The sequence below is a fragment of the Conexibacter woesei DSM 14684 genome (assembly GCF_000025265.1).
Taxonomy (GTDB): domain Bacteria; phylum Actinomycetota; class Thermoleophilia; order Solirubrobacterales; family Solirubrobacteraceae; genus Conexibacter; species Conexibacter woesei.
In genome coordinates, this window is record NC_013739.1 from 6,000,542 (window position 1) to 6,018,254 (window position 17,713).

Consider the following 17,713-nt stretch of genomic DNA (forward strand, 5'->3'; position numbering starts at 1 on the left):
TCAACAAGGCCGCGGGCCGTTCGCGCATTAAGGGGTGAAACCGGTGCGACTGATGCACAGGAGCTTCAGCCCGCTCTGCCTCCCACGGGCAGAGTCCTGGACGACACTCTCCGCGCCGCGCAGGCGGCGATCAGGCCGGCCGACGGGTCAGGCGGGGACGAACATCGCGCTCAGCTCGCGCGCGAACGCGCGGCGCTCGCGACCCTCGAACAGCTGCCCGTCGGCGGCGACGAGCTGAGCGAGCCCGACGTAGGCGGCGTATGCCGCGAGCGCGCGCCGGCGGGCCGCCGCGGGCGCGACGCCGGCGTTGCGGTAGGCCGCGGTCAGGAACGCGACGCGCCGGCGACGCGAGCGATTCAGCACCGTAGCGACGGCCGGCTCGCTCCCCTGGGCTTCGAGCAGCCGGACGAAGATCGAGGGCGGCTTCGAGGTGGCCGCATCGAACAGCAGCCGCAGCCGCTCACGCGGGTCCGGCACCGTCTCGAGCGCGTCGAGCACCGCGTCGGAGTGCTCGTGCTCCCACTGCTCCAGGATCGCCTCCAACAGCTCGTCGCGACTGGAGAAGTGCCAGTAGAAGCTCCCGCGGGTGACACCGAGCGACTTCGCGATCGCGGCGGCGCTGACAGCGGTCGTCCCTCCGCGCTCCAAGGCGGCGAGGCCGGCGTCGACCCATGTCTCACGATCCAGTCGGTCAGAGCTCATTCCCCTCTGACCATACAGGGGTGTTTGGATGTGTGACTTAATCTGCTACCGTACACCCCTGTATGGAACCGATCGCCGAAGGACTCCACCTGCTCCGCGGCACACCCCGGCACGCGGTCAACGTCTACGTCGCCGACGGTCACGTCGTCGACGCCGGCACGCGCTGGGCCGCACGGCGGATCCTGCGCCAGGTCGCCGACCTCGAGCTGGCCGGCCACCTCGTCACCCACGCGCACGCCGACCACCAGGGGGCGAGCGCCGCCCTCGCCCGCACGCGCGGGATCCCGGTGCTGGCCGGCCATCGCGACGCGGACGCGATCGAGAGCGGGCAGCTCCGCGACCGCGCGCCCGTCAACCCCGTCACGCGGCTGCAGCTGCGGACCTGGGCCGGAGGCGCCACCCCCGTCTCACGGCGCCTGCGGGAGGGCGACCGCGTCGGCTCCTTCACGGTGCTGGAGACGCCCGGCCACTCCCCCGGCCTGATCTCGCTCTGGCGCGAGTCCGACCGCACCCTGCTGGCGGCCGACGTGCTGTTCGGACAGCACCCGCTGACGGGCCGCCCCGGCCTCCACGAGCCGCCGGCGATGTTCACGCTCGACCCCGCGCTCAACCGTACGCAGATCCGGCGCCTCTCCGAGCTGCGACCCGCCGTCGTGTGCTTCGGCCACGGGCCGCCGTCGCGCGACCCGGACGCGCTGGCGCGCCTCGCCGCGTCGCTGCCGAGCTGACGCGCGCGGCAGCCGGCGCGGGCCGCGCGCCGCAGGCCGCGGCGCGGCGACCTGCCGACGCGGCGGCTTCCCGGCGCGGCGGCGGCGACTGTCAACCGACGGTCAACGACTGGTAGCGTGGCCGCATGCCGCCGCGGGCCCGTGCCTACCGCCGTCTCGACAGCGACGAGCGTCGCCGCCTGCTGGTGGAGAGCGCCACAGCGCTGTTCGGCGAGTACGGCTACGAAGAGCTGTCGATGGCCCGGATCGCACGCGAGGCCGGCATCTCAAAGCCGCTCCTCTACCACTACTTCCCGAGAAAGCGCGCGCTGTTCGAAGCCGCGCTGCAGGTCGCAGCCGAGCAGCTGCGCGCCGCGACCGAGCCCGATCCCGACCGGCCGGCGGCCGAGCAGCTCGCCGCCAGCCTCGGCGCGTTCCTGCACTGGATCGACGAGCACCGCGCGGCCTACGCCAAGCTGCTGCGCAGCCTCGCGGCCGCGGAGGTGCGCGAGATCGTCGACGAGGTGCGCGACACGACCGTTCAGCGGATCCTCGACGGCCTCGGCCCGCAGGGCGGCGGCGACCGTCCCGCCGCACGTGCGGCGGTGCAGGGCTGGCTGTGGTCGATCGACGGTGCCTGCCTCGCGTGGATCGAGGGCGACCTGCCGCTCACCGCCGCCGACCTCCAGGCCGTGCTGCTCGGCTCGCTCGGAGGCGCCCTGATGGGCGCCGGCGTCGGCGGCCTGGCATTCGAGAGCAGCGACGTCGGTCCCTGATCGCTCCCCGTCGGAGCGACCGAGGGCCCGCGACGGGCGGTCAGCGGACCAGCCGAATCTCCGGCAGGCATCCGCTGCCGCGGTCCGGCGTCGTCTGCGGGACGCCGGCGTCCTCGACGCCGTCCCAGGCAGGGACGCTGTCCCATGTCCGGCCGTCGATCGCCATGCTCCAGACGATCCACCCCCGATCGAGCTCGGTGTCGGCCGCCAACGGGACGTCGACGGCGAGACGGGTGCCGGCGACTGCGGCGCGTGCTTCGGGCACTGCCCTGATGCGCCCCCCGGCCGGATCGATCGCGCGGACTGTCGCGTCGCCGTCACGCGCGATCCTCGTCTCGAACAGGAGCCCGTCGTCGCGACAGTCCGCGAACCTCGCGACAACGGCGAAGGTGGCGGCGCGGATCGCCGCGCCGGTCGTCAGCTCCAGACGCACGACGCGGTCTCCGAGGGCTCTCACCCGGGCAGTGCGAAGGTCGAGCTCAGGCCGGGCCGACGTCCGACGCCCCCGGCGAGCGTCGTACACGTCCCCAGCACGGTCCCGCTGCGTCGCCCCGGAGCTCGCCCCGCCCGTGCGGGACCCGCTCTCCCCGCAACCGGCGAGCGTGATGCCCACGAGCACGAGCGCGAGCAGGCTCGCGCTCGTGAGACCGCGAATCTGGGGCGCACGCCACGGCACGACCGTCGCATCGTGACACCGCGCCGCTCGCCGCCCGCCGGTTCGGCGGAGTCCCGTCCTAGAAGCCGACGCGATCTCGCCGGGCCGAGCGGCGTCGTGAGTCGGCCGACGACGCGGAGCGGCGGCTGGCTGCGCGTGCTCGACGCGTCAGCCGCGTCGTCGCGGGTCGCGCCGTTCCGCGTCCGCCGCGACGCCGGGCTGGACGGCGCGAGCCGCCGCTCGCCGGGCTTCCCGCGGCGGGGCGTCTGAGGAGCGGTCCGCGCGGCGCCGCCGGCTCCGCGACGGCCAGCTCGCGCAGGTTGCGCCGTGCGCGGCCGGCGAGCAGCAGGAGCATGCCGGCGGCGAGCGCAACGCCGGCGACGTCGAGCGCGGTGAGGCCGGTGCCGAGCGCGTCGAAGCGCAGGTCGAGCCCGAGCGCGAGCGCCGTGTTGAGCGCGATCAGCAGCACGCGCACCTCGGTCGGGCCGATCAGCCCGTAGCCGATCGAGAAGCGCCCGAGCGCCTGGCTCTCGAGGTAGACGTTGACCGAGAGGACGAGGTAGGCGACGCCGAGCAGCATGCCGACGGACAGCAGCATGTGCGGCGAGAGCCCGAGGCCGATCGCGATCGCCGCGGTCGCGCCCGCGTCGACGAGGTGGTCGAGGTAGTAGCCGTAGCGCGGGCGTTGGATCCCGCGCACACGCGCGAGCGTGCCGTCGAGCGAGTCGCCGAGCCAGTGGACGACGAGCAGGCCGCTCGCGACCCACAGCCAGGCGTCGCTGCCGTTCGACAGCAGATAGGCGACGCAGATCGCCGCCGCAGCGACGATGCCGAGCAGCGTCAGATCGTCCGGGAGGATCCAGCGCGGCAGGCGACGAGCGATCGCGCGCAGGACGCGCTTCTCCGGCTTGGCAAGCAGGAAGCTCGGCTCGCGCGAGGCGTGAACGCCCGCCGCCGGCGCGTCGGCGGCGACGGGAGCGGCCGAAGCGGCCGGAGCGACATTTGTCGACCGGCGGTCAATAGTGTCCATACACTTATCTACCGCCGGTCAACAAGATGGTTACAGGGGCGCGCCGCGCGAAGCGGATCAGGCTCCCGCCGACGCCAGCGCGGGGGTGCGGGCGGCGGCGATGCGCTCCAGCGCGTGCGTCTCGGCCACGACCTCCGGCGGGCGCCCCCGCTCACGCGCCTCGATCAGCACGTCGCGCGTGCGCGCCTGTGCCGCCGCGAGGCGCTGCTCCAGCCGTGCCACGTCGCCGTCGCCGCGCCGCTCGGCGTCGGCGTGGATCAGGCCGCCGCAGTTCGCGAGGAAGTCCGGCACCGAGACGATCCCGCGGCGCGCGAGCGCGTCGGCCGCGGCCTCCTCCTGCAGCGGGTTGTTCGCGGCGCCGCAGACGATCCGGCAGCGCAGCCGCGCCGCCAGCTCGGCGTCGATCAGCCCGCCGCCGGCGCACGGCGCGAGCACGTCGAGCTCGCGCGCGAGGACGTCGTCGGCGCCGGCGGCGATCTCGACGCCGAGCGGCTGCAACCGCGCGCACGCCGCGACCGCCGGGTCGTAGCCGACGACGTGCGTTCCGGCGCCGGCGAGCAGCTGCGCGAGGTGCCCGCCGACCTTGCCGAGCCCGATCACGCCGACCGTGCGACCCGCCAGCGCGTCGTCGCCGTCGAGCGCTGCGAGGGCGGCTCGCATCGCGCCGAGGACGGTGCGGGCGGTGTCGGGCGACGGGTCGCCGCCGAGTCCCGCGTGCGCCGAGCGCCCGACGACGTACGGGGTGTGCTCGGCGATCAGGTCCATGTCGGCGGTCGTCGTGCCGATGTCCTCGGCGGTGATGTAGGCGCCGCCGAGCCGGTCGATCTCGCCGGCGAACGCGACGAGCCGCGCCGCGCGCAGCTCGTCGCGGCCGTCGTCGACGATCACCGCCTTGCCGCCGCCGAGGTCGAGCCCCGCGGCCGACGCCTTCAGCGTCATCGCGTGCGAGAGCCGCAGCGCGTCGTCGAGCGCCTCGGGCAGACCGCCCGCGTAGCGTCTGAAGCGCAGCCCGCCGAGCGCCGGCCCCAACACGGTCGAGTGGATCGCGATCACGGCCTGCAGGCCGGTCGCGGGATCGTGCACGAGCTGCACGCGCTCGTGCTCCCAAGCCAGCGAGCGCAGCAGCGCGTCGCCCACGGTCGTCGTCATGACGGGTCCTCTCCGTTCGATTCGAGGGTCGCGCCGAGCTCAGCGGCGCGTGCGCGGAAGCGGGCGACGCCGTCGAGCTTGATCTGCTCGTAGCCGCGCACGAGGTCGGGCAGCTCGGCGACCGCCACCGCGGTCGGCAGGGTCGCGGGACTCAGCCGCGCGAGCGCGTCCTCGACGAGCGTGAGGTACTCGCCCGGCAGCGCCCGCTCGACGCGTCGCACGTGCGCATAGCCGAACGGGTCGAGCGGCGTCCCGCGCAGCCGGCGGCCGTGCCGCATGACGCGCAGGACCGGCACGAACCAGCCGCCGAGCCGGAGCTTGCGCCGCATGCCGAGGGCGCGCAACAGCGGCGGGTGCAGGTGAAACGTCACCCGCGAGCCGCGCGGCAGGAGCGCGAGCCCGTCGAGGTGCAGCCGCGCGACCTCGTACTCGTCCTTGTACGCGACCAGCTTGTGCAGCCCGCGCACGACCGCCTCGGTCAGCGCAGTGCTGCCCGGCAGGCGCTCGGACTCGGCGGCGCGCACGCGCGCGACCACGTCGGCGTAGCGCTCGGCGGGACGCGCGCCGCCCCAGGCGAGCAGGTCGGGCACGCGCAGCTCCAGCAGCCTCCGCAGCTTCGGCTCCTCTCCGCCGGCGCGCGCGACGAGCGCGACCGCACGCGGCGACAGCGGCGCCGCGGGCGGCGCGTCGGACTCGGCGAGCGCCGCGGCGACGTGCTCGGGCGCGGCGACCGCCGCACGCCCCCACGCGAGCGCCGCGAGGTTGCGCTCGACACCGGCGCCGTTGAGCCGGAACGCCTGCTCGACCGCGTCGAGCGAGAGCGGCAGCGCGCCGCGCTGGACGGCGGCGCCGAGCACGACGACGTTCGCCGGCGTCACGTCGCCGAGCAGCGTCTCGGCGATCCGCTGCGCATCGAGGTAGACGTTGCGCTCCGCGCGCGTGACCGCGTCGATCGCGGCGCGCGCGGCGCCGATGTCCGGCGCGGCGGCGTCGGGGTCGGTCACCATCGCGCCGGTCGGGACGACGCTGTCGGAGACGATCGCGACCGTCGCCTCTGTGCGCGCGGCGCGCAACGTCCCCGGCGCGGCGGCGCCGAGCAGGTCGAGCCCGAGCAGCACGTCGAGCGATGCGCTCGGGACCGTCACGCCGTCGGCGACCGGCGCACGCGTGACGCGCACGTCGGAGGTGACGGGACCGGCCTTCTGCGACAGCCCGGTCTGGTCGAGCCCGCTCGCGTGGCGGCCGTCGAGCAGCGCGGCCATCCCCAGCACCTGGCTGACGGTCACGACGCCGGTGCCGCCGATCCCCACCAGCCGGATCCGCACGTCGTCGGCGGCGCACGGCGCCGGCGGAGGCAGCTCGACCTGCGGCAGCCGCGGCGCGGCGCGCGGCGCGGCGCGCTCCGCCCTGCTCGCCGGCCGCTCGCGCGGCCCGACGACGGTCAGGAACGACGGGCAGTCGCCCTCCAGGCAGGAGAAGTCCTTGTTGCACGAGGTCTGGTTGACGCGCGTCTTGCGGCCCAGCTCGGTCTCGACCGGCTCGACCGACAGGCAGCCGGACTTCTCGCCGCAGTCGCCGCAGCCCTCGCAGACGCGCTCGTTGATGACGACGCGCTGCGGCGGGTCGGGCGCGCGACCGCGCTTGCGCGCGCGGCGCAGCTCGGCGGCGCACGCCTGGTCGTGGATCAGCACCGTCACGCCGGGCACCCGCGCCAGCTCGCGCTGCGTCTCCATCAGCGCCTCGCGGCCGCGCACCTCGACGCCGGCGGGCAGCGTCACACGGTCGTAGCGCGCGACGTCGTCGGCGGTCACGACGATCCGGCTGACGCCCTCGGCGAGCAGGCTGGCGACGATCGCCTCGACGTCCATCTGCCCTTCGACGTGCTGCCCGCCGGTCATCGCGACCGTGCCGTTGCAGAGCAGCTTGTACGTCACGTCGAGTCTCGCCGCGACCGCGGCTCGGACCGCGAGCGAGCCGGAGTGGTGGAAGGTGCCGTCGCCGAGGTTCTGGACGTAGTGGCGTCTGGCCGTGAACGGTGCCGCGCCGATCCACTGCACGCCCTCGCCGCCCATCTGCGTGATCCCGGTGACGCGCCCGCGCCCGCTCGGGTTGAGCATCACCATCGTGTGGCAGCCGATGCCGGCGCCGACGACGGCGTCCTCGGGCGCGGCCGTGCTCGCGCTGTGGGGGCAGCCGGAGCAGAAGAACGGCATCCGCCGAGCGCCGAGCTGCGCGGCCGGTCGCGCGGCGACCGCCACGAGGCCGTCCAGCCGCGCGCGGATCCGCTCGGGCTCGCCGGCGCCGTGCGCGAGCAAGCGGGAGCCGAGCGCGACGGCGATCGCATCGGCGTCGAGCGTCCCGTGCGCCGGCAGCAGCGGCGCGCCGCGGTCGTCGCGGGCGCCGGTGACCGGCGGCGTCGCCGGCCCGCCGTAGAGCGCCTCCTTGACGAGCCGCTCGAGGAACGGCCCCTTCTCCTCCACCACGACGATCTCGTCGAGCCCGGCGGCGAAGGCGCGCACGCCCTCGTCGTCCAGCGGGTACGGCATGCCGACGTGCAGCAGCCGGACCGGGGCGTCGTCGTCGAGCCCGAGGTCCGTCAGCGCACGCCGCACGTCGTGCAGCGTCGCGCCGGCGGCGACGATCCCGACGCGCGCGGCGGGATGGTCGATGACGACGCGGTTGAGGTCGTTGAGGCGGGCGTAGCGCTTCGCCAGCTCCAGCCGCACGGTCACGAGCGTCTGCTCCAGCTCGAGCGACTCCGGCGCCAGCAGGTGCGCAGACGGACGGTGGACGTACGGCACGCCGTCGTGCTCGACCACCGGCACGACGGGCGTGACGCGGCCGAGGCCGACGGTCGCCGTCGCGGCCGCGTCGGCGACGTTGGTGACGACCTTCAGCGCCGACCAGAGGCCGGACGCGCGCGAGCAGGCGATCGCGTGGCGGCCGAGGTCGAGCACCTCCTGGACGCTGCCGGGCGCGAAGACCGGCACGTGCAGTGCCGCGAGCAGCGACTCCGACGCGCCGGGGATCGTCGAGGACTTGCAGGCGGGGTCGTCGCCGCAGAGCGCGAGCACGCCGCCACGCGGGTCGGTGCCGACGAAGTTCCCGTGCCGGATCGCGTCGGCGGAGCGGTCGACGCCGGGCGACTTGCCGTACCAGACACCGAGCACGCCGTCGTAGCGAGGCCCGGGCAGCGTTCCGGCGAGCTGCGACCCCCACACGGCCGTCGCGCCCAGCTCCTCGTTGACGCCGGGCCGCAGCACCAGCTCGTGCTCGGCCGCGAGCGGGCCGAGCCCGCCGACCTCCTTGTCGAAGCCGCCGAGCGGAGAGCCCTGGTAGCCGGAGACCAGCGTCGCCGTGCGGAGCCCGTCGCGCACGTCGGCGCGATGCTGGTCGAGCAGCAGGCGCACCAGCGCCTGCACGCCCGTGAGGAAGACCTCGCCGTCGGGCAGCAGGTACCGGTCGGCGAGCGTCACGTCGCGCCGGCGAATGCCGGCCTGCACCACAGTCACACCACTCATGGTTCATTTCTATACCAAGATTGGTATTGATTCAAGCCGAGCTAGGTCCGGTACCGTTCCGCGAGTGGACCCCACCGACATCGGCTTCATCCCGGTCGGCCCCCGGCGGACGTTCGAGGGCGCCGTCGAGCAGATCGCGGAGCGCGTCCGCCTCGGCGAGCTGTCCGCCGGCGACCGCCTGCCGTCCGAGCGCGACCTCGCGGCAGCGATGCAGATCAGCCGCCCGACGCTGCGCGAGGCCGTCCGCGTGCTCGCCGACGCCGGCGTGCTGAGGGTGCGCCCCGGCTCGGCCGGCGGCACCTTCGTCGCGTCCAGCTACGTGCCGATCGAGCTGCTGCGCTCGAAGTCCGACCTGCGGCTCGGCGAGGTCGCGGGCGTGCTCGAGGCGCGGCGGCTGATCGAGCCGCGCGTCGCCCAGCTGGCCGCCGTCAACGCGCGCGAGGACGACTTCGCCCACCTCGCCAGACTGATCGAGGCGCAGAAGGCGCTGCTCGACGAGGGCGACGTGCTGGCCCACGAGGACCACTTCCTCCAGCTCGACACGCAGTTCCACGTCCGCATCGCGCGGGCGACCGGCAACAGCACGATCGTCTCGCTGATGCGCACGCTCCTGCGCCGGCTGGAGATCGCACGCGACCTCGCGCTCCACGAGCCGCCCACCGCGCCGTGGGTGATCGACATCCACGAGCGCACGCTCGCCGCGATCCGCTCCGCGGACCACGACCGCATCGACGAGGTGATGGACGAGCACCTCGCCGCGATGGAGCGCGCGTGGGAGCGCGCCACCGACCGCATGCTCGTCCGCCCGATCCCCGACTTCATGCTGCCCGTCGCCGCGCGCAGCCGCGACCAGCGCAGCTCGCGGACGCCGGCGAGGTGACGGCCGGCGGCCGGGAGTGACGGCCGGGCGGCCGGGAGCCGCGCCTCAGGTCCCGTGCCTGCGCGTGCGCGCCACGGCGCGCGCCGCGGCGCCTTCGCTCCACGCCTGCGACGGGACCTGCTCGACGAAGAACGCGCGCGCCGGCCGGGCGCCCGGATTCGACCAGGCGTAGAGCGTCTGCGCGGGGACGACCAGCGCGTCGCCCTCGTCGAGCCGCACCTGCTCGTCGCCGAGCGTGAAGACGAGCGCGCCGGCGAGCACGAAGACGAACGTCTCGCCCGGCCGCGCGTACGCCCCGCCGCTGTCGCGGGCCGGCGGGACGGTCAGCAGCGCCGGTTCGAGCGCGTGCCCCGGCAGCACCAGCTCCTCCCACACGACCCCGCCGACGAGCGTGCCGCTGGCGCGCTCGTCGCTGCGGACGACGAACGGCCCCTGCGCGCGGAAGCTGGCCATGCCGCTCATCGGCATCAGGAACGCGTCGGCGACGCGCGCGACGAACTGGGTCGTGACGCCGACCTCGCCGCGCTCGACCGACGACAGGAACGACGCCGACACGCCGATTCGCGCGGCCGCCTCTCTCAGCGTCAGCCCGCGGTCGCGGCGCGCCCGGCGGATCGTGTCGCCGCGCCACGGCGAGGTCTCGCCGCTCTCGACGCGGTCGCCGCGGCCGAGCGAGTCGAGGATCGCGGCCGGGTTCCAGCCGTGCCGCTGGCGCAGCTCGACGACCTGCCGCGCGCGCCGCACGTGCTGCTCGCCGTAGAGGCGGTGACCGCCGGCGCTGCGATCGGGCACGACGAGCTCCTTCGCCTCCCACACGCGCAGCGTCTGGGGGCTGACCCCAAGCTGCTCGGCGACCTCGCCGATCGTCAGGTAGCTCTGCCCGTCGTGCTCGCGCATGCGCCGAGTCTACGAGCCCGGCCACCCGTCCGGGCCGTTGACAGACTTACAAGTCAATTGTAAGTTCGTTCAAGAGGAGGCGCCGGACCCCCGCCGTGAGGAGAGCAACGAGAGATGGCCAACGTCGAGACCCATTCGATCGATCACGTCCCGCGCGACGAGCGCCACGGCAAGGCGTGGCACCAGGCGCCGTTCTGGTTCACCGGCAACTTCGTGATCAGCACGATGGTCGTCGGCTTCATCGGGCCCGCGCAGGGGCTCGCGCTCGGCTGGGCCGTGCTCGCGTCCGCCCTCGGCGCGCTCTTCGGCACCGTCTTCATGGCGTTCCACGCCAACCAGGGCCCGACGATGGGCCTCCCGCAGATGATCCAGTCGCGCGCGCAGTTCGGCGTCCGCGGCGCGATCGTGCCGCTGCTCGCGGTGCTGTTCGTCTACGTCGGCTTCAGCGTCTTCGGGCTGTTCCTGACGACGCAGGCGCTGACGATGGTGCTGCCGGGCGACGCGACCCTCTGGTACCCCGTCGTGATCGTCGTCGCGGCGTCGATCGCGATCGTCGGCTACGACCTGCTGCACCTGCTGCTGCGCTGGCTCACGTACCTCGTCGTGCCGATCTTCGTGATCGTCACGATCATCGCCGTCACGACGCTCGACCCGCACTCCGGGCCGGCCGGCGGGCACTTCTCCGCGAGCCTGTTCCTGGTCCAGTTCGCGGCCGCGGCCGGCTACCAGATCAGCTACGCCGTCTACGTCTCCGACTACTCGCGCTACCTGCCGGCGAACACGCCCGGGCGCGCGGTGATCGGCTGGACCTACCTCGGCGCCGCGCTGTCGTCGATCTGGCTGACCGCGCTCGGCGGCCTGATCGCCAGCTCGTTCGCGCTGCCCGACGCGGTCGGCAACCTCGAGCACGTCGGCGACAAGCTGTTCGACGGCTTCGGCACCTTCGCCGTCGTCGCCTCGATCGTCCCGTCGGCGGTCGCGATCATCGGCGTCAACGCGTACGGCTCGATGCTCGCCGGCGTGACGATCCTCGAAGGCTTCCGCCCGGTCAAAGCGACGGCGCGGGTGCGCGTGCTCGGGATCGCGTTGTTCGCCGTCGGCGTCTACGTGATCGCCCGCGTGTTGCCGGACGACTTCCTCGACAACTTCAACAGCTTCGTGACGATGATGCTGTACCTGCTCGTCCCGTGGACGGCGGTCAACCTCGCCGACTTCTACTGGGTCCGGCGCGGTCACTACGCGATCGCCGAGATCTTCAACCCGAACGGGATCTACGGCCGCTGGGGCTGGCGCGGACTCGGCGCCTACGTCGCCGGCTTCGCGGCGATGGTGCCGTTCATGTCGACGACGTTCTTCACCGGGCCGGCGAACAGAGCGCTCGACGGCGCCGACATCTCGTTCGCCGTCGGGCTGGCCGTCGCCGGCGCCGTCTACCTCGTGCTGATGCGCGGCTTCGACCCCGCGCGCGAGGAACCCGCGATCGAGGCGAGCGCGCGGCTGCTGCACGAGCCCGAGGACGCGGCGGCCGCCGCCCCCGCGCATCCGCCGGAGCCGACCGAGCTGCTGCGCAGATGAGCGACGCGCGCACGACGACGGTCGCCGGCCCCGCAGGCCGGCTCGCGGTGCACGTCACGGAGCCGGCGGGGCCGGGCAGCGCGGCGCGCGGCGCGCGGGCGGCCGGCGGCGCGGCGAGCGGCGGCGAAACTGTCCTGCTCGTCCACCCCGCGAACCTCGGCGGCTGCTGCTGGACCTCCGTCGCCGAGCGGCTCGCCGGCGAGCACGGCGCGACCTGCGTCGCGATCGACCTGCGCGGCCATGGCGGATCGGACCGCCGCGGGCCGTTCGGTGTCGCCGAGTGGGCCGACGACTGCGCCGCGGTGCTCGACGCGCTCGAACTGCCCGCGGTCCACCTCGTCGGCGCCTCCGTCGGCGCGGCGGTCGCGGTCGAGCTGGCGGTCCGCCGCCCCGCCGCGATCCGCTCGCTGACGACTGTCGGCGGCGCCTTTCTGCCCGCCGAGCAGTTCGCCGGCCCGCTGCTGGACGCGATCGACGCGCGCGGCCCCGAGCAGGCGCTGCGCGAGCACGCCGCGCAGGACGCGCTCGCGCCCGGCAGCGACACCGCGCTCGCCGACCGCGTCGCCGCCGACCTCAGCGTCAACGACGCCGCGACGGCCGCCGCGATCTGGCTCGCCTCGCTGCGCACCGACTTCCGCCCGCTCGCCGGCGCGCTGCGAGCGCCCGCGCTCGCCGTCGTCGGCGAGCACGACACGACCTGCCCGCCGGACGAGTCGGCCGCGTTCGCGCGGCTGACCGGCGCGCGGCTGGAGCTGCTCGACGGCATCGGCCACCTGCCGATGTACGAGGCCCCTGCGCGGCTCGCCGCGCTGCTCGCCGCGCACGCCGGCCTCACCCCAGACCACGACACGACCAGGAGCACCCGATGGCCGAGACGACCTTCGCCGAGCGCCGCGCCCCCGCGGCCGACGTAGACGAGATCCTGCGACTCCACCGCGAGTGGTGGGAGTCGAACGAGCAGTGGGACATCCCGCGGATGGCCGCCGTCTTCCCCGCGCCGGGCGACGAGTACCTGATGTTCAACTTCAACGGCCACCCCTACTTCAACATGCGCGAGAAGACCGCGCTGTGGGAGTGGTACCGCGACCAGGTCGACCAGAGCGGCGGCCTCGACGTGCGCGTGATGCGCCTGGAGGTGCGCGGCGACACCGCGTGGCTCGCCGCCGAGGCGACGCTGCAGGCGAGCCAGCGCGACGGCGAGGAGTGGACCGTCGACGGCGTCGACACGCCCTGGATCCGCGCGACCGAGATCTACCACCGCGACCGTGGCGACGGCACGCCCGAGTGGCGCATGTGGCACACGCACATCAGCCCGCTCGCCGGCCCCGACGAGCCGCGGCCCGCGTTCGGCGACAGCGTCCGCTCGCGCGGCCTCGGCTGGGTGCCGTGGAACCCGCTGCCGGCGCGCGAGGCGTGAGCGTGCCCGTCCGCCCCGACATCGGCGTGCTGCTCGGCAGCACGCAGTCCCCCGCCGAGACACTCGCCGCCGCGCGCGCCGCCGAGCAGGCCGGTTTCGACGAGCTGTGGATCGGCGAGGACTACTTCTTCAACGGCGGGATCGCGACCGCCGGCGCGCTGCTCGCGACGACGACGCTGCCGGTCGGGCTCGGGATCGTGCCGGCCGTGACGCGCCACCCGGCGCTGCTCGCGATGGAGCTGGCGACGCTCGCCGGGATGTTCCCCGGGCGGCTGCACGCCGGCGTCGGCGCGGGCGTCTTCGACTGGCTCGACGGGATGGCGCTGAGACCGCGCCGGCCGCTCGGCTCGGTCCGCGACACGCTCGCGTTCGTGCGCGCGCTGCTCGACGGCGAGACCGTCACGGCCGCGCACGAGACGTTCGCGGCGGAGGCGGTCGCGCTCCACCACCCGCCCGCCGAGCGGCTGCCGCTGTACGTCGGCGCGAGCGGCCCGAAGGCGCTCGAGACCTCCGGCGCGCTCGCCGACGGCACCGTCTTGTCGGTGCTCGCCGGCGTCGACTACGTGCGCTGGGCGCGCGAGCGGATCGCCGCCGGCGGCGGCGGGGACGACCACCGCGTCGTGCTCTACGCCTTCTGCGCGATCGACGACGACGCGGCGGCCGCGCGCGAGTCGCTGCGCGAGCTGGTCGGGCTCTACCTGCTGACCGGCCCGCGCAACCCGCTGACCGAGGTGCAGGGGATCGCCGACGAGGCCGAGGCGCTCGCGGCGCAGGGACTCGACGCGGCGATCCCGCAGATCCCGGACGCGTGGATCGACCGCCTCGCGATCGCCGGCGACGCCGACCACTGCCGCGCCCGCGTCGCCGAGCTGGCCGCGGCCGGCGCCGACGCGATCGCGCTCTGCTTCCCCGACGGGGCGCCGGTCGAGCCCGCGATCGCGCGCGCCGCCGACGCGCTGCTGGAGCCGCGATGAGCGGTGGGGCGAGCGGGCGGCGCGTGCTGCGCGGCGTCGCCGTGCTCGACGACAGCGGCCGCTTCGACGGGCCGCTCGACGTCGCCGTCGAGGACGGGACGATCGCCGCCGTCGCGCCGTCGCTGCCCGGCACCGACGGCGACGACGCGCGCGGCCTCTTCCTGATGCCGGGCGTGATCGACTGCCATGTCCACTTCGGCTGGCGCACGATCGACACGCTGGAGCTGCTCGGCCAGTCGCTCCAGCGCTGGACGCTGGAGGCCGCCGCCTGTGCGCAGCGGACGCTGGAGGCCGGCGTCACGACCGTGCGCGACGCGGGCGGGATCGATGCCGGCTTCCGCGACGCGCTCGCCGACGGCGTCGCGCGCGGCCCGGCGGCGCAGGTCGCGGTCGTGCTGCTGAGCCAGACCGGCGGCCACGGCGACGGCTTCCTCGCCGGGCCCGGACTGGAGGCGACGGCGCAGTACCTGACGCCCGACTGGCCCGGCCGGCCGCCGGCGCGCGTCGACGGCCCGGACGAGATGCGCCGCGCCGTGCGCGCGCTGCTGCGTGCGGGCGCCGACTGGATCAAGCTCTGCACGACCGGCGGCGTGCTCTCTCCGCACGACCACCCGACGCAGCCCGAGCTGAACGACGAGGAGGTTGCCGTCGCGGTCGCGGAGGCCGCCCGCCGCGGCCGCGGCGTGATGGCGCACGCGAACGGCGGCGAAGGGCTCGACGTCGCGATCCGCTGCGGCGTGCGCTCGGTCGAGCACGGCATCTGGCTGACGGAGGAGCAGGCTGCCGCGATGGCGGCGCGCGGGACGTGGCTGGTGCCGACGCTGCAGGTGATCCGCGACGCGATCGCGTGGGGCGACGCCGGCAGGCTGCCGGACTACGCCGTGCCGAAGGCGGCCGCGCTGCGCGAGCGCTGGGGTGAGGCGGTCCGGACCGCGCGCGCCCACGGCGTCCCGATCGCGCTCGGCTCCGACGCGCTCAGCGCCGGCCAGCACGGCGCGAACCTGGAGGAGGTCGCGCTGCTCGGCGACGCCGGGATGGAACCGCACGAGGCGCTGCTCGCCGCGACCGCTCGGGGCGCCGAGCTGCTCGGGATCGCGCACACGCACGGCCGCATCGCGCCCGGCTTCGCGTTCGACGCGATCGTCTTCGACGAGGACCCGAGCGACCTCGCCCTCTTCCGCCGCCGCGACGCGGTGCGCGGCGTCTTCCAGCGCGGGCGGACGATCGTCGCGTGCGAACGGCTCGCACAGGAGGTGCCGGCATGACCTACTCGCTCGTCGCACGCGACCGCGCGACCGGCGCGCTCGGGATCGCGGTGCAGTCGCACTTCTTCGGCGTCGGCCGCGTCGTCGGCTGGGCGCGGCCGGGCGTCGGCGCAGTCGCGACGCAGGCGTTCGCGAAGGCCGGCTACGGCCCGCGCGGGCTCGACCTGATGGCCGCCGGCGCGAGCGCCGAGGAGGCGTTGGCACAGCTGACGGCGGCCGATCCCGGCGCCGCGCTGCGCCAGCTCGGCTTCGTCGACGGGGCCGGCCGCTGCGCAGCGCACACCGGCGCGGCGTGCGTCGCCGCCGCCGGCCACGCGTTCGGCGACGAGGTCAGCGCACAGGGCAACATGCTCGCGACCGAGCGCGCCTGGCCCGCGATGCTCGTCGCGTACGCGACGGCCGCGGAGGCAGGCGAGGAGCTGCCCGCGCGGCTGCTCGCCGCGCTCGACGCGGCCGAGGCGGAGGGCGGCGACCTGCGAGGGCGCCAGTCGGCGTCGATCTTCGTCGTCGCGGCGGAGCCGCGCGAGCGGCCGTGGGAGGCGACGCTCGTCGACTGCCGCGTCGACGACCACCCGGCGCCGCTGCCCGAGCTGCGCCGGCTCGTGCAGCTGAACGGCTTCTACACGCGGCTGCTGGAGCTGATGAGCGCGCCGGGGATCCTCAACGGCCCGCTCGGCGACGACCGCGCCGCGCTGACGCGGGCGCTCGCGGACCTCGCCGACGGGCAGGCGCTGCTCGGCGTCAACCAGGAGGCGGCGTTCTGGCGCGGCGTGCTGCTCGCGCGGCTCGGCGACCACGCCGCCGCGCGCGAGCAGCTCGCCGCCGCGATCGCCGTCACGCCGGCGCTCGCCGAGTTCCTGCGCCGCGTCGCCCCCGGCGTCTTCCCCGGCGACGCGTCAGCCGTGCTGGCGGCGGTCGCGCCGGGCTGACGCGGTCACGCGGCGCGCCGCACACGCGCGCCGCCCGCCGTCAGTCCGCGCGGGCCCGCGCACGCCACCGCCGCAGGGCCGGCGGCCGTGCGCTCCACACACCCGTCATGCGCTGCCGAGCCCGCGGAGCAGCCGCATGCACCGCATGATCGGCAGCTGCACGCGCGGGAGGGTCCCGGCCGCGCGCAGGATCGCCTGGGCGGCGGGGCGGAGGTCGGGACTCCGGGCGTCGTCCTTGGAGAGGTACATCGCGACGATGCCGCCCGCGACGAGGGCGTGGCGGCTGCCGCGGTTCAGCGCGCGTGCCTGCCGGCACGAGTCGGCGACGATCTCGGCGACGCGCCGGGCGGCGGTGTCGGGGTCGTCGTAGTGGGCGATGTAGCTGTGATTGCCTGACGCAGCGTCCTCACGCTGGTCGACGAAGCTGTCGAGCAGGGTGCTGGCGGCGCAGATCGCGAACGAGTAGGCGGCGTCGGTGTCGAGGATGTCGCGATCCGTGGCGGCGGGATCGCAGGCGAGCGCGAGCAGCGCGTGGACGACGACGGTCGAGCTGGCCGCGGCGGTCAGCTCGAACCAGTGTGCGTCATCGACCAGGTGCGGGAACTCGCGTGCGGCGAACTCGCGCAGCGCCAGGTCGCGGCGGACGGGCTGTGGATCGTGGTTGAGGATCTGCACGTCCACGCGGCGAGCCGCGCGGAGGGCATGGGCACGGACGCGCGCATATGCCGGGAGGTCGAGACAGCGACGCTGGCAGCTGCGCACGAGCGCGGCGAGGTACCCGCCGTCGTCCTGCCAGTCGTGATAGCGGTAGTAGTCGGAGAGCGGCGCCCCGGGGTCGAGCGCCTCGGTCAGGGCGAGGTGGAGCTGGCGGCCATTGGAGATCGGGTCCGCTGTCAGGCGTTCACTGGTGCGGTCGAGGTAATCGAGCGCGACCTGGTATGTGACGGTGAGCCGAAGGAGATTGAGGTCACGGTGACGTGGCAGGCTGGTGAAGAGCGCTGCGCCTTCGAGGTTGAGGCGTTCACTGTGGAGGCTCGTCATCGCATCCTCGCGCAGTGTCGGGTCGGGGATCGCGGCGGCATGCTGACGCCAGCGGTCGACTTCGCGTCGGACGTTCGGAAGCGTCCAGGTCAGCTCACGGAACGCGACGGCACACAGCGCGCCGAGCTGTTTGGGGCCAAGCGACGTGGGATTCACCCGGCAAGGATGCTCACCACCGCTCGGCGGTGTTGCGTG

At 74.9% G+C, this 17,713-nt stretch carries 16 protein-coding genes; 9 read left to right on the forward strand and 7 right to left on the reverse strand.

From position 1 onward, the window contains the following. Nucleotides 1-147: 147 nt before the first annotated feature. Nucleotides 148-702 (reverse strand): TetR/AcrR family transcriptional regulator, encoded by a 555-nt coding sequence (locus CWOE_RS28150; RefSeq protein ID WP_012937060.1) that lies wholly within the window; start codon nt 700-702, stop codon nt 148-150. Between the two features lie 62 nt (nt 703-764). On the opposite strand from CWOE_RS28150, the gene CWOE_RS28155 reads away from it, so the two are divergent. After that, entirely contained in the window at nt 765-1,430 is a 666-nt protein-coding gene (locus CWOE_RS28155; protein WP_012937061.1) for an MBL fold metallo-hydrolase, read from the forward strand. Between the two features lie 125 nt (nt 1,431-1,555). Further along, complete coding sequence (locus CWOE_RS28160) at nt 1,556-2,185, forward strand: TetR/AcrR family transcriptional regulator (RefSeq protein WP_012937062.1); 630 nt, start codon at nt 1,556-1,558, stop codon at nt 2,183-2,185. Nucleotides 2,186-2,225: 40 nt separating this feature from the next. Here the strand turns inward: CWOE_RS28160 and CWOE_RS28165 are convergent, their stop codons facing one another. The 4 genes from CWOE_RS28165 to CWOE_RS28180 all read right to left on the reverse strand — a co-directional run bounded on the left by CWOE_RS28165 (nt 2,226) and on the right by CWOE_RS28180 (nt 8,540). Further along, nucleotides 2,226-2,642: a hypothetical protein gene (locus CWOE_RS28165; RefSeq protein ID WP_148261200.1), complete on the reverse strand. Its 417-nt coding sequence runs from the start codon at nt 2,640-2,642 to the stop codon at nt 2,226-2,228. A gap of 277 nt (nt 2,643-2,919) precedes the next feature. After that, entirely contained in the window at nt 2,920-3,870 is a 951-nt protein-coding gene (locus CWOE_RS31675; RefSeq protein WP_012937064.1) for a CDP-alcohol phosphatidyltransferase family protein, read from the reverse strand. A 57-nt stretch (nt 3,871-3,927) separates the two neighbouring features. Then, a complete protein-coding gene (locus CWOE_RS28175; protein ID WP_012937065.1) occupies nt 3,928-5,019 on the reverse strand; it encodes a Glu/Leu/Phe/Val dehydrogenase dimerization domain-containing protein in 1,092 nt (363 codons plus the stop codon). Beyond that, a complete protein-coding gene (locus CWOE_RS28180) occupies nt 5,016-8,540 on the reverse strand; it encodes an indolepyruvate ferredoxin oxidoreductase family protein (RefSeq protein WP_012937066.1) in 3,525 nt (1,174 codons plus the stop codon). Before CWOE_RS28180 ends, CWOE_RS28175 begins: the two co-directional genes overlap by 4 nt. 64 nt (nt 8,541-8,604) lie before the next feature. On the opposite strand from CWOE_RS28180, the gene CWOE_RS28185 reads away from it, so the two are divergent. Beyond that, complete coding sequence (locus tag CWOE_RS28185; protein ID WP_012937067.1) at nt 8,605-9,420, forward strand: FadR/GntR family transcriptional regulator; 816 nt, start codon at nt 8,605-8,607, stop codon at nt 9,418-9,420. 45 nt (nt 9,421-9,465) lie between these two features. On the opposite strand, the gene CWOE_RS28190 is transcribed toward CWOE_RS28185, so the two are convergent. After that, entirely contained in the window at nt 9,466-10,317 is an 852-nt protein-coding gene (locus CWOE_RS28190) for a MerR family transcriptional regulator (protein ID WP_012937068.1), read from the reverse strand. A gap of 114 nt (nt 10,318-10,431) precedes the next feature. Here CWOE_RS28190 and CWOE_RS28195 point away from each other — a divergent pair, with 114 nt between their 5' ends. Genes CWOE_RS28195 through CWOE_RS28220 form a run of 6 tightly spaced genes read left to right on the forward strand, consistent with a single transcriptional unit; the run spans nt 10,432 to nt 16,477 of the window. Then, complete coding sequence (locus tag CWOE_RS28195) at nt 10,432-11,892, forward strand: purine-cytosine permease family protein (protein ID WP_012937069.1); 1,461 nt, start codon at nt 10,432-10,434, stop codon at nt 11,890-11,892. Next, a complete protein-coding gene (locus CWOE_RS28200) occupies nt 11,889-12,806 on the forward strand; it encodes an alpha/beta fold hydrolase (RefSeq protein ID WP_012937070.1) in 918 nt (305 codons plus the stop codon). Before CWOE_RS28195 ends, CWOE_RS28200 begins: the two co-directional genes overlap by 4 nt. Then, nucleotides 12,758-13,309, forward strand: coding sequence for a YybH family protein (locus CWOE_RS28205; protein ID WP_012937071.1), 552 nt, complete (start codon nt 12,758-12,760; stop codon nt 13,307-13,309). Before CWOE_RS28200 ends, CWOE_RS28205 begins: the two co-directional genes overlap by 49 nt. A gap of 2 nt (nt 13,310-13,311) precedes the next feature. Then, on the forward strand, nt 13,312-14,283 hold the full coding sequence (locus tag CWOE_RS28210; RefSeq protein ID WP_012937072.1) for an LLM class flavin-dependent oxidoreductase: 972 nt from the start codon (nt 13,312-13,314) through the stop codon (nt 14,281-14,283). Then, nucleotides 14,280-15,548, forward strand: a complete 1,269-nt coding sequence (locus CWOE_RS28215) for a metal-dependent hydrolase family protein (protein ID WP_012937073.1) — start codon at nt 14,280-14,282, stop codon at nt 15,546-15,548. The genes CWOE_RS28210 and CWOE_RS28215 overlap by 4 nt, the downstream gene beginning before the upstream one ends. Further along, nucleotides 15,545-16,477 (forward strand): DUF1028 domain-containing protein, encoded by a 933-nt coding sequence (locus CWOE_RS28220; RefSeq protein WP_012937074.1) that lies wholly within the window; start codon nt 15,545-15,547, stop codon nt 16,475-16,477. The genes CWOE_RS28215 and CWOE_RS28220 overlap by 4 nt, the downstream gene beginning before the upstream one ends. 105 nt (nt 16,478-16,582) lie before the next feature. Here CWOE_RS28220 and CWOE_RS28225 read toward each other — a convergent pair whose 3' ends face one another. Continuing rightward, on the reverse strand, nt 16,583-17,674 hold the full coding sequence (locus CWOE_RS28225) for a DUF2600 family protein (protein WP_012937075.1): 1,092 nt from the start codon (nt 17,672-17,674) through the stop codon (nt 16,583-16,585). Nucleotides 17,675-17,713: the final 39 nt, after the last annotated feature.

What these genes read in the sequence shown, in the direction of transcription:
- CWOE_RS28220 (WP_012937074.1), top strand. Translation starts at nt 15,545, where the DNA reads ATGACCTACTCGCTCGTCGCACGCGACCGCGCGACCGGCGCGCTCGGG.
- CWOE_RS28195 (WP_012937069.1), top strand. Translation starts at nt 10,432, where the DNA reads ATGGCCAACGTCGAGACCCATTCGATCGATCACGTCCCGCGCGACGAG.
- CWOE_RS28150 (WP_012937060.1), bottom strand. Translation starts at nt 702, where the DNA reads ATGAGCTCTGACCGACTGGATCGTGAGACATGGGTCGACGCCGGCCTC.
- CWOE_RS28190 (WP_012937068.1), bottom strand. Translation starts at nt 10,317, where the DNA reads ATGCGCGAGCACGACGGGCAGAGCTACCTGACGATCGGCGAGGTCGCC.
- CWOE_RS28215 (WP_012937073.1), top strand. Translation starts at nt 14,280, where the DNA reads ATGAGCGGTGGGGCGAGCGGGCGGCGCGTGCTGCGCGGCGTCGCCGTG.
- CWOE_RS28180 (WP_012937066.1), bottom strand. Translation starts at nt 8,540, where the DNA reads ATGAGTGGTGTGACTGTGGTGCAGGCCGGCATTCGCCGGCGCGACGTG.
- CWOE_RS31675 (WP_012937064.1), bottom strand. Translation starts at nt 3,870, where the DNA reads ATGGACACTATTGACCGCCGGTCGACAAATGTCGCTCCGGCCGCTTCG.
- CWOE_RS28205 (WP_012937071.1), top strand. Translation starts at nt 12,758, where the DNA reads ATGGCCGAGACGACCTTCGCCGAGCGCCGCGCCCCCGCGGCCGACGTA.
- CWOE_RS28160 (WP_012937062.1), top strand. Translation starts at nt 1,556, where the DNA reads ATGCCGCCGCGGGCCCGTGCCTACCGCCGTCTCGACAGCGACGAGCGT.
- CWOE_RS28175 (WP_012937065.1), bottom strand. Translation starts at nt 5,019, where the DNA reads ATGACGACGACCGTGGGCGACGCGCTGCTGCGCTCGCTGGCTTGGGAG.
- CWOE_RS28200 (WP_012937070.1), top strand. Translation starts at nt 11,889, where the DNA reads ATGAGCGACGCGCGCACGACGACGGTCGCCGGCCCCGCAGGCCGGCTC.
- CWOE_RS28155 (WP_012937061.1), top strand. Translation starts at nt 765, where the DNA reads ATGGAACCGATCGCCGAAGGACTCCACCTGCTCCGCGGCACACCCCGG.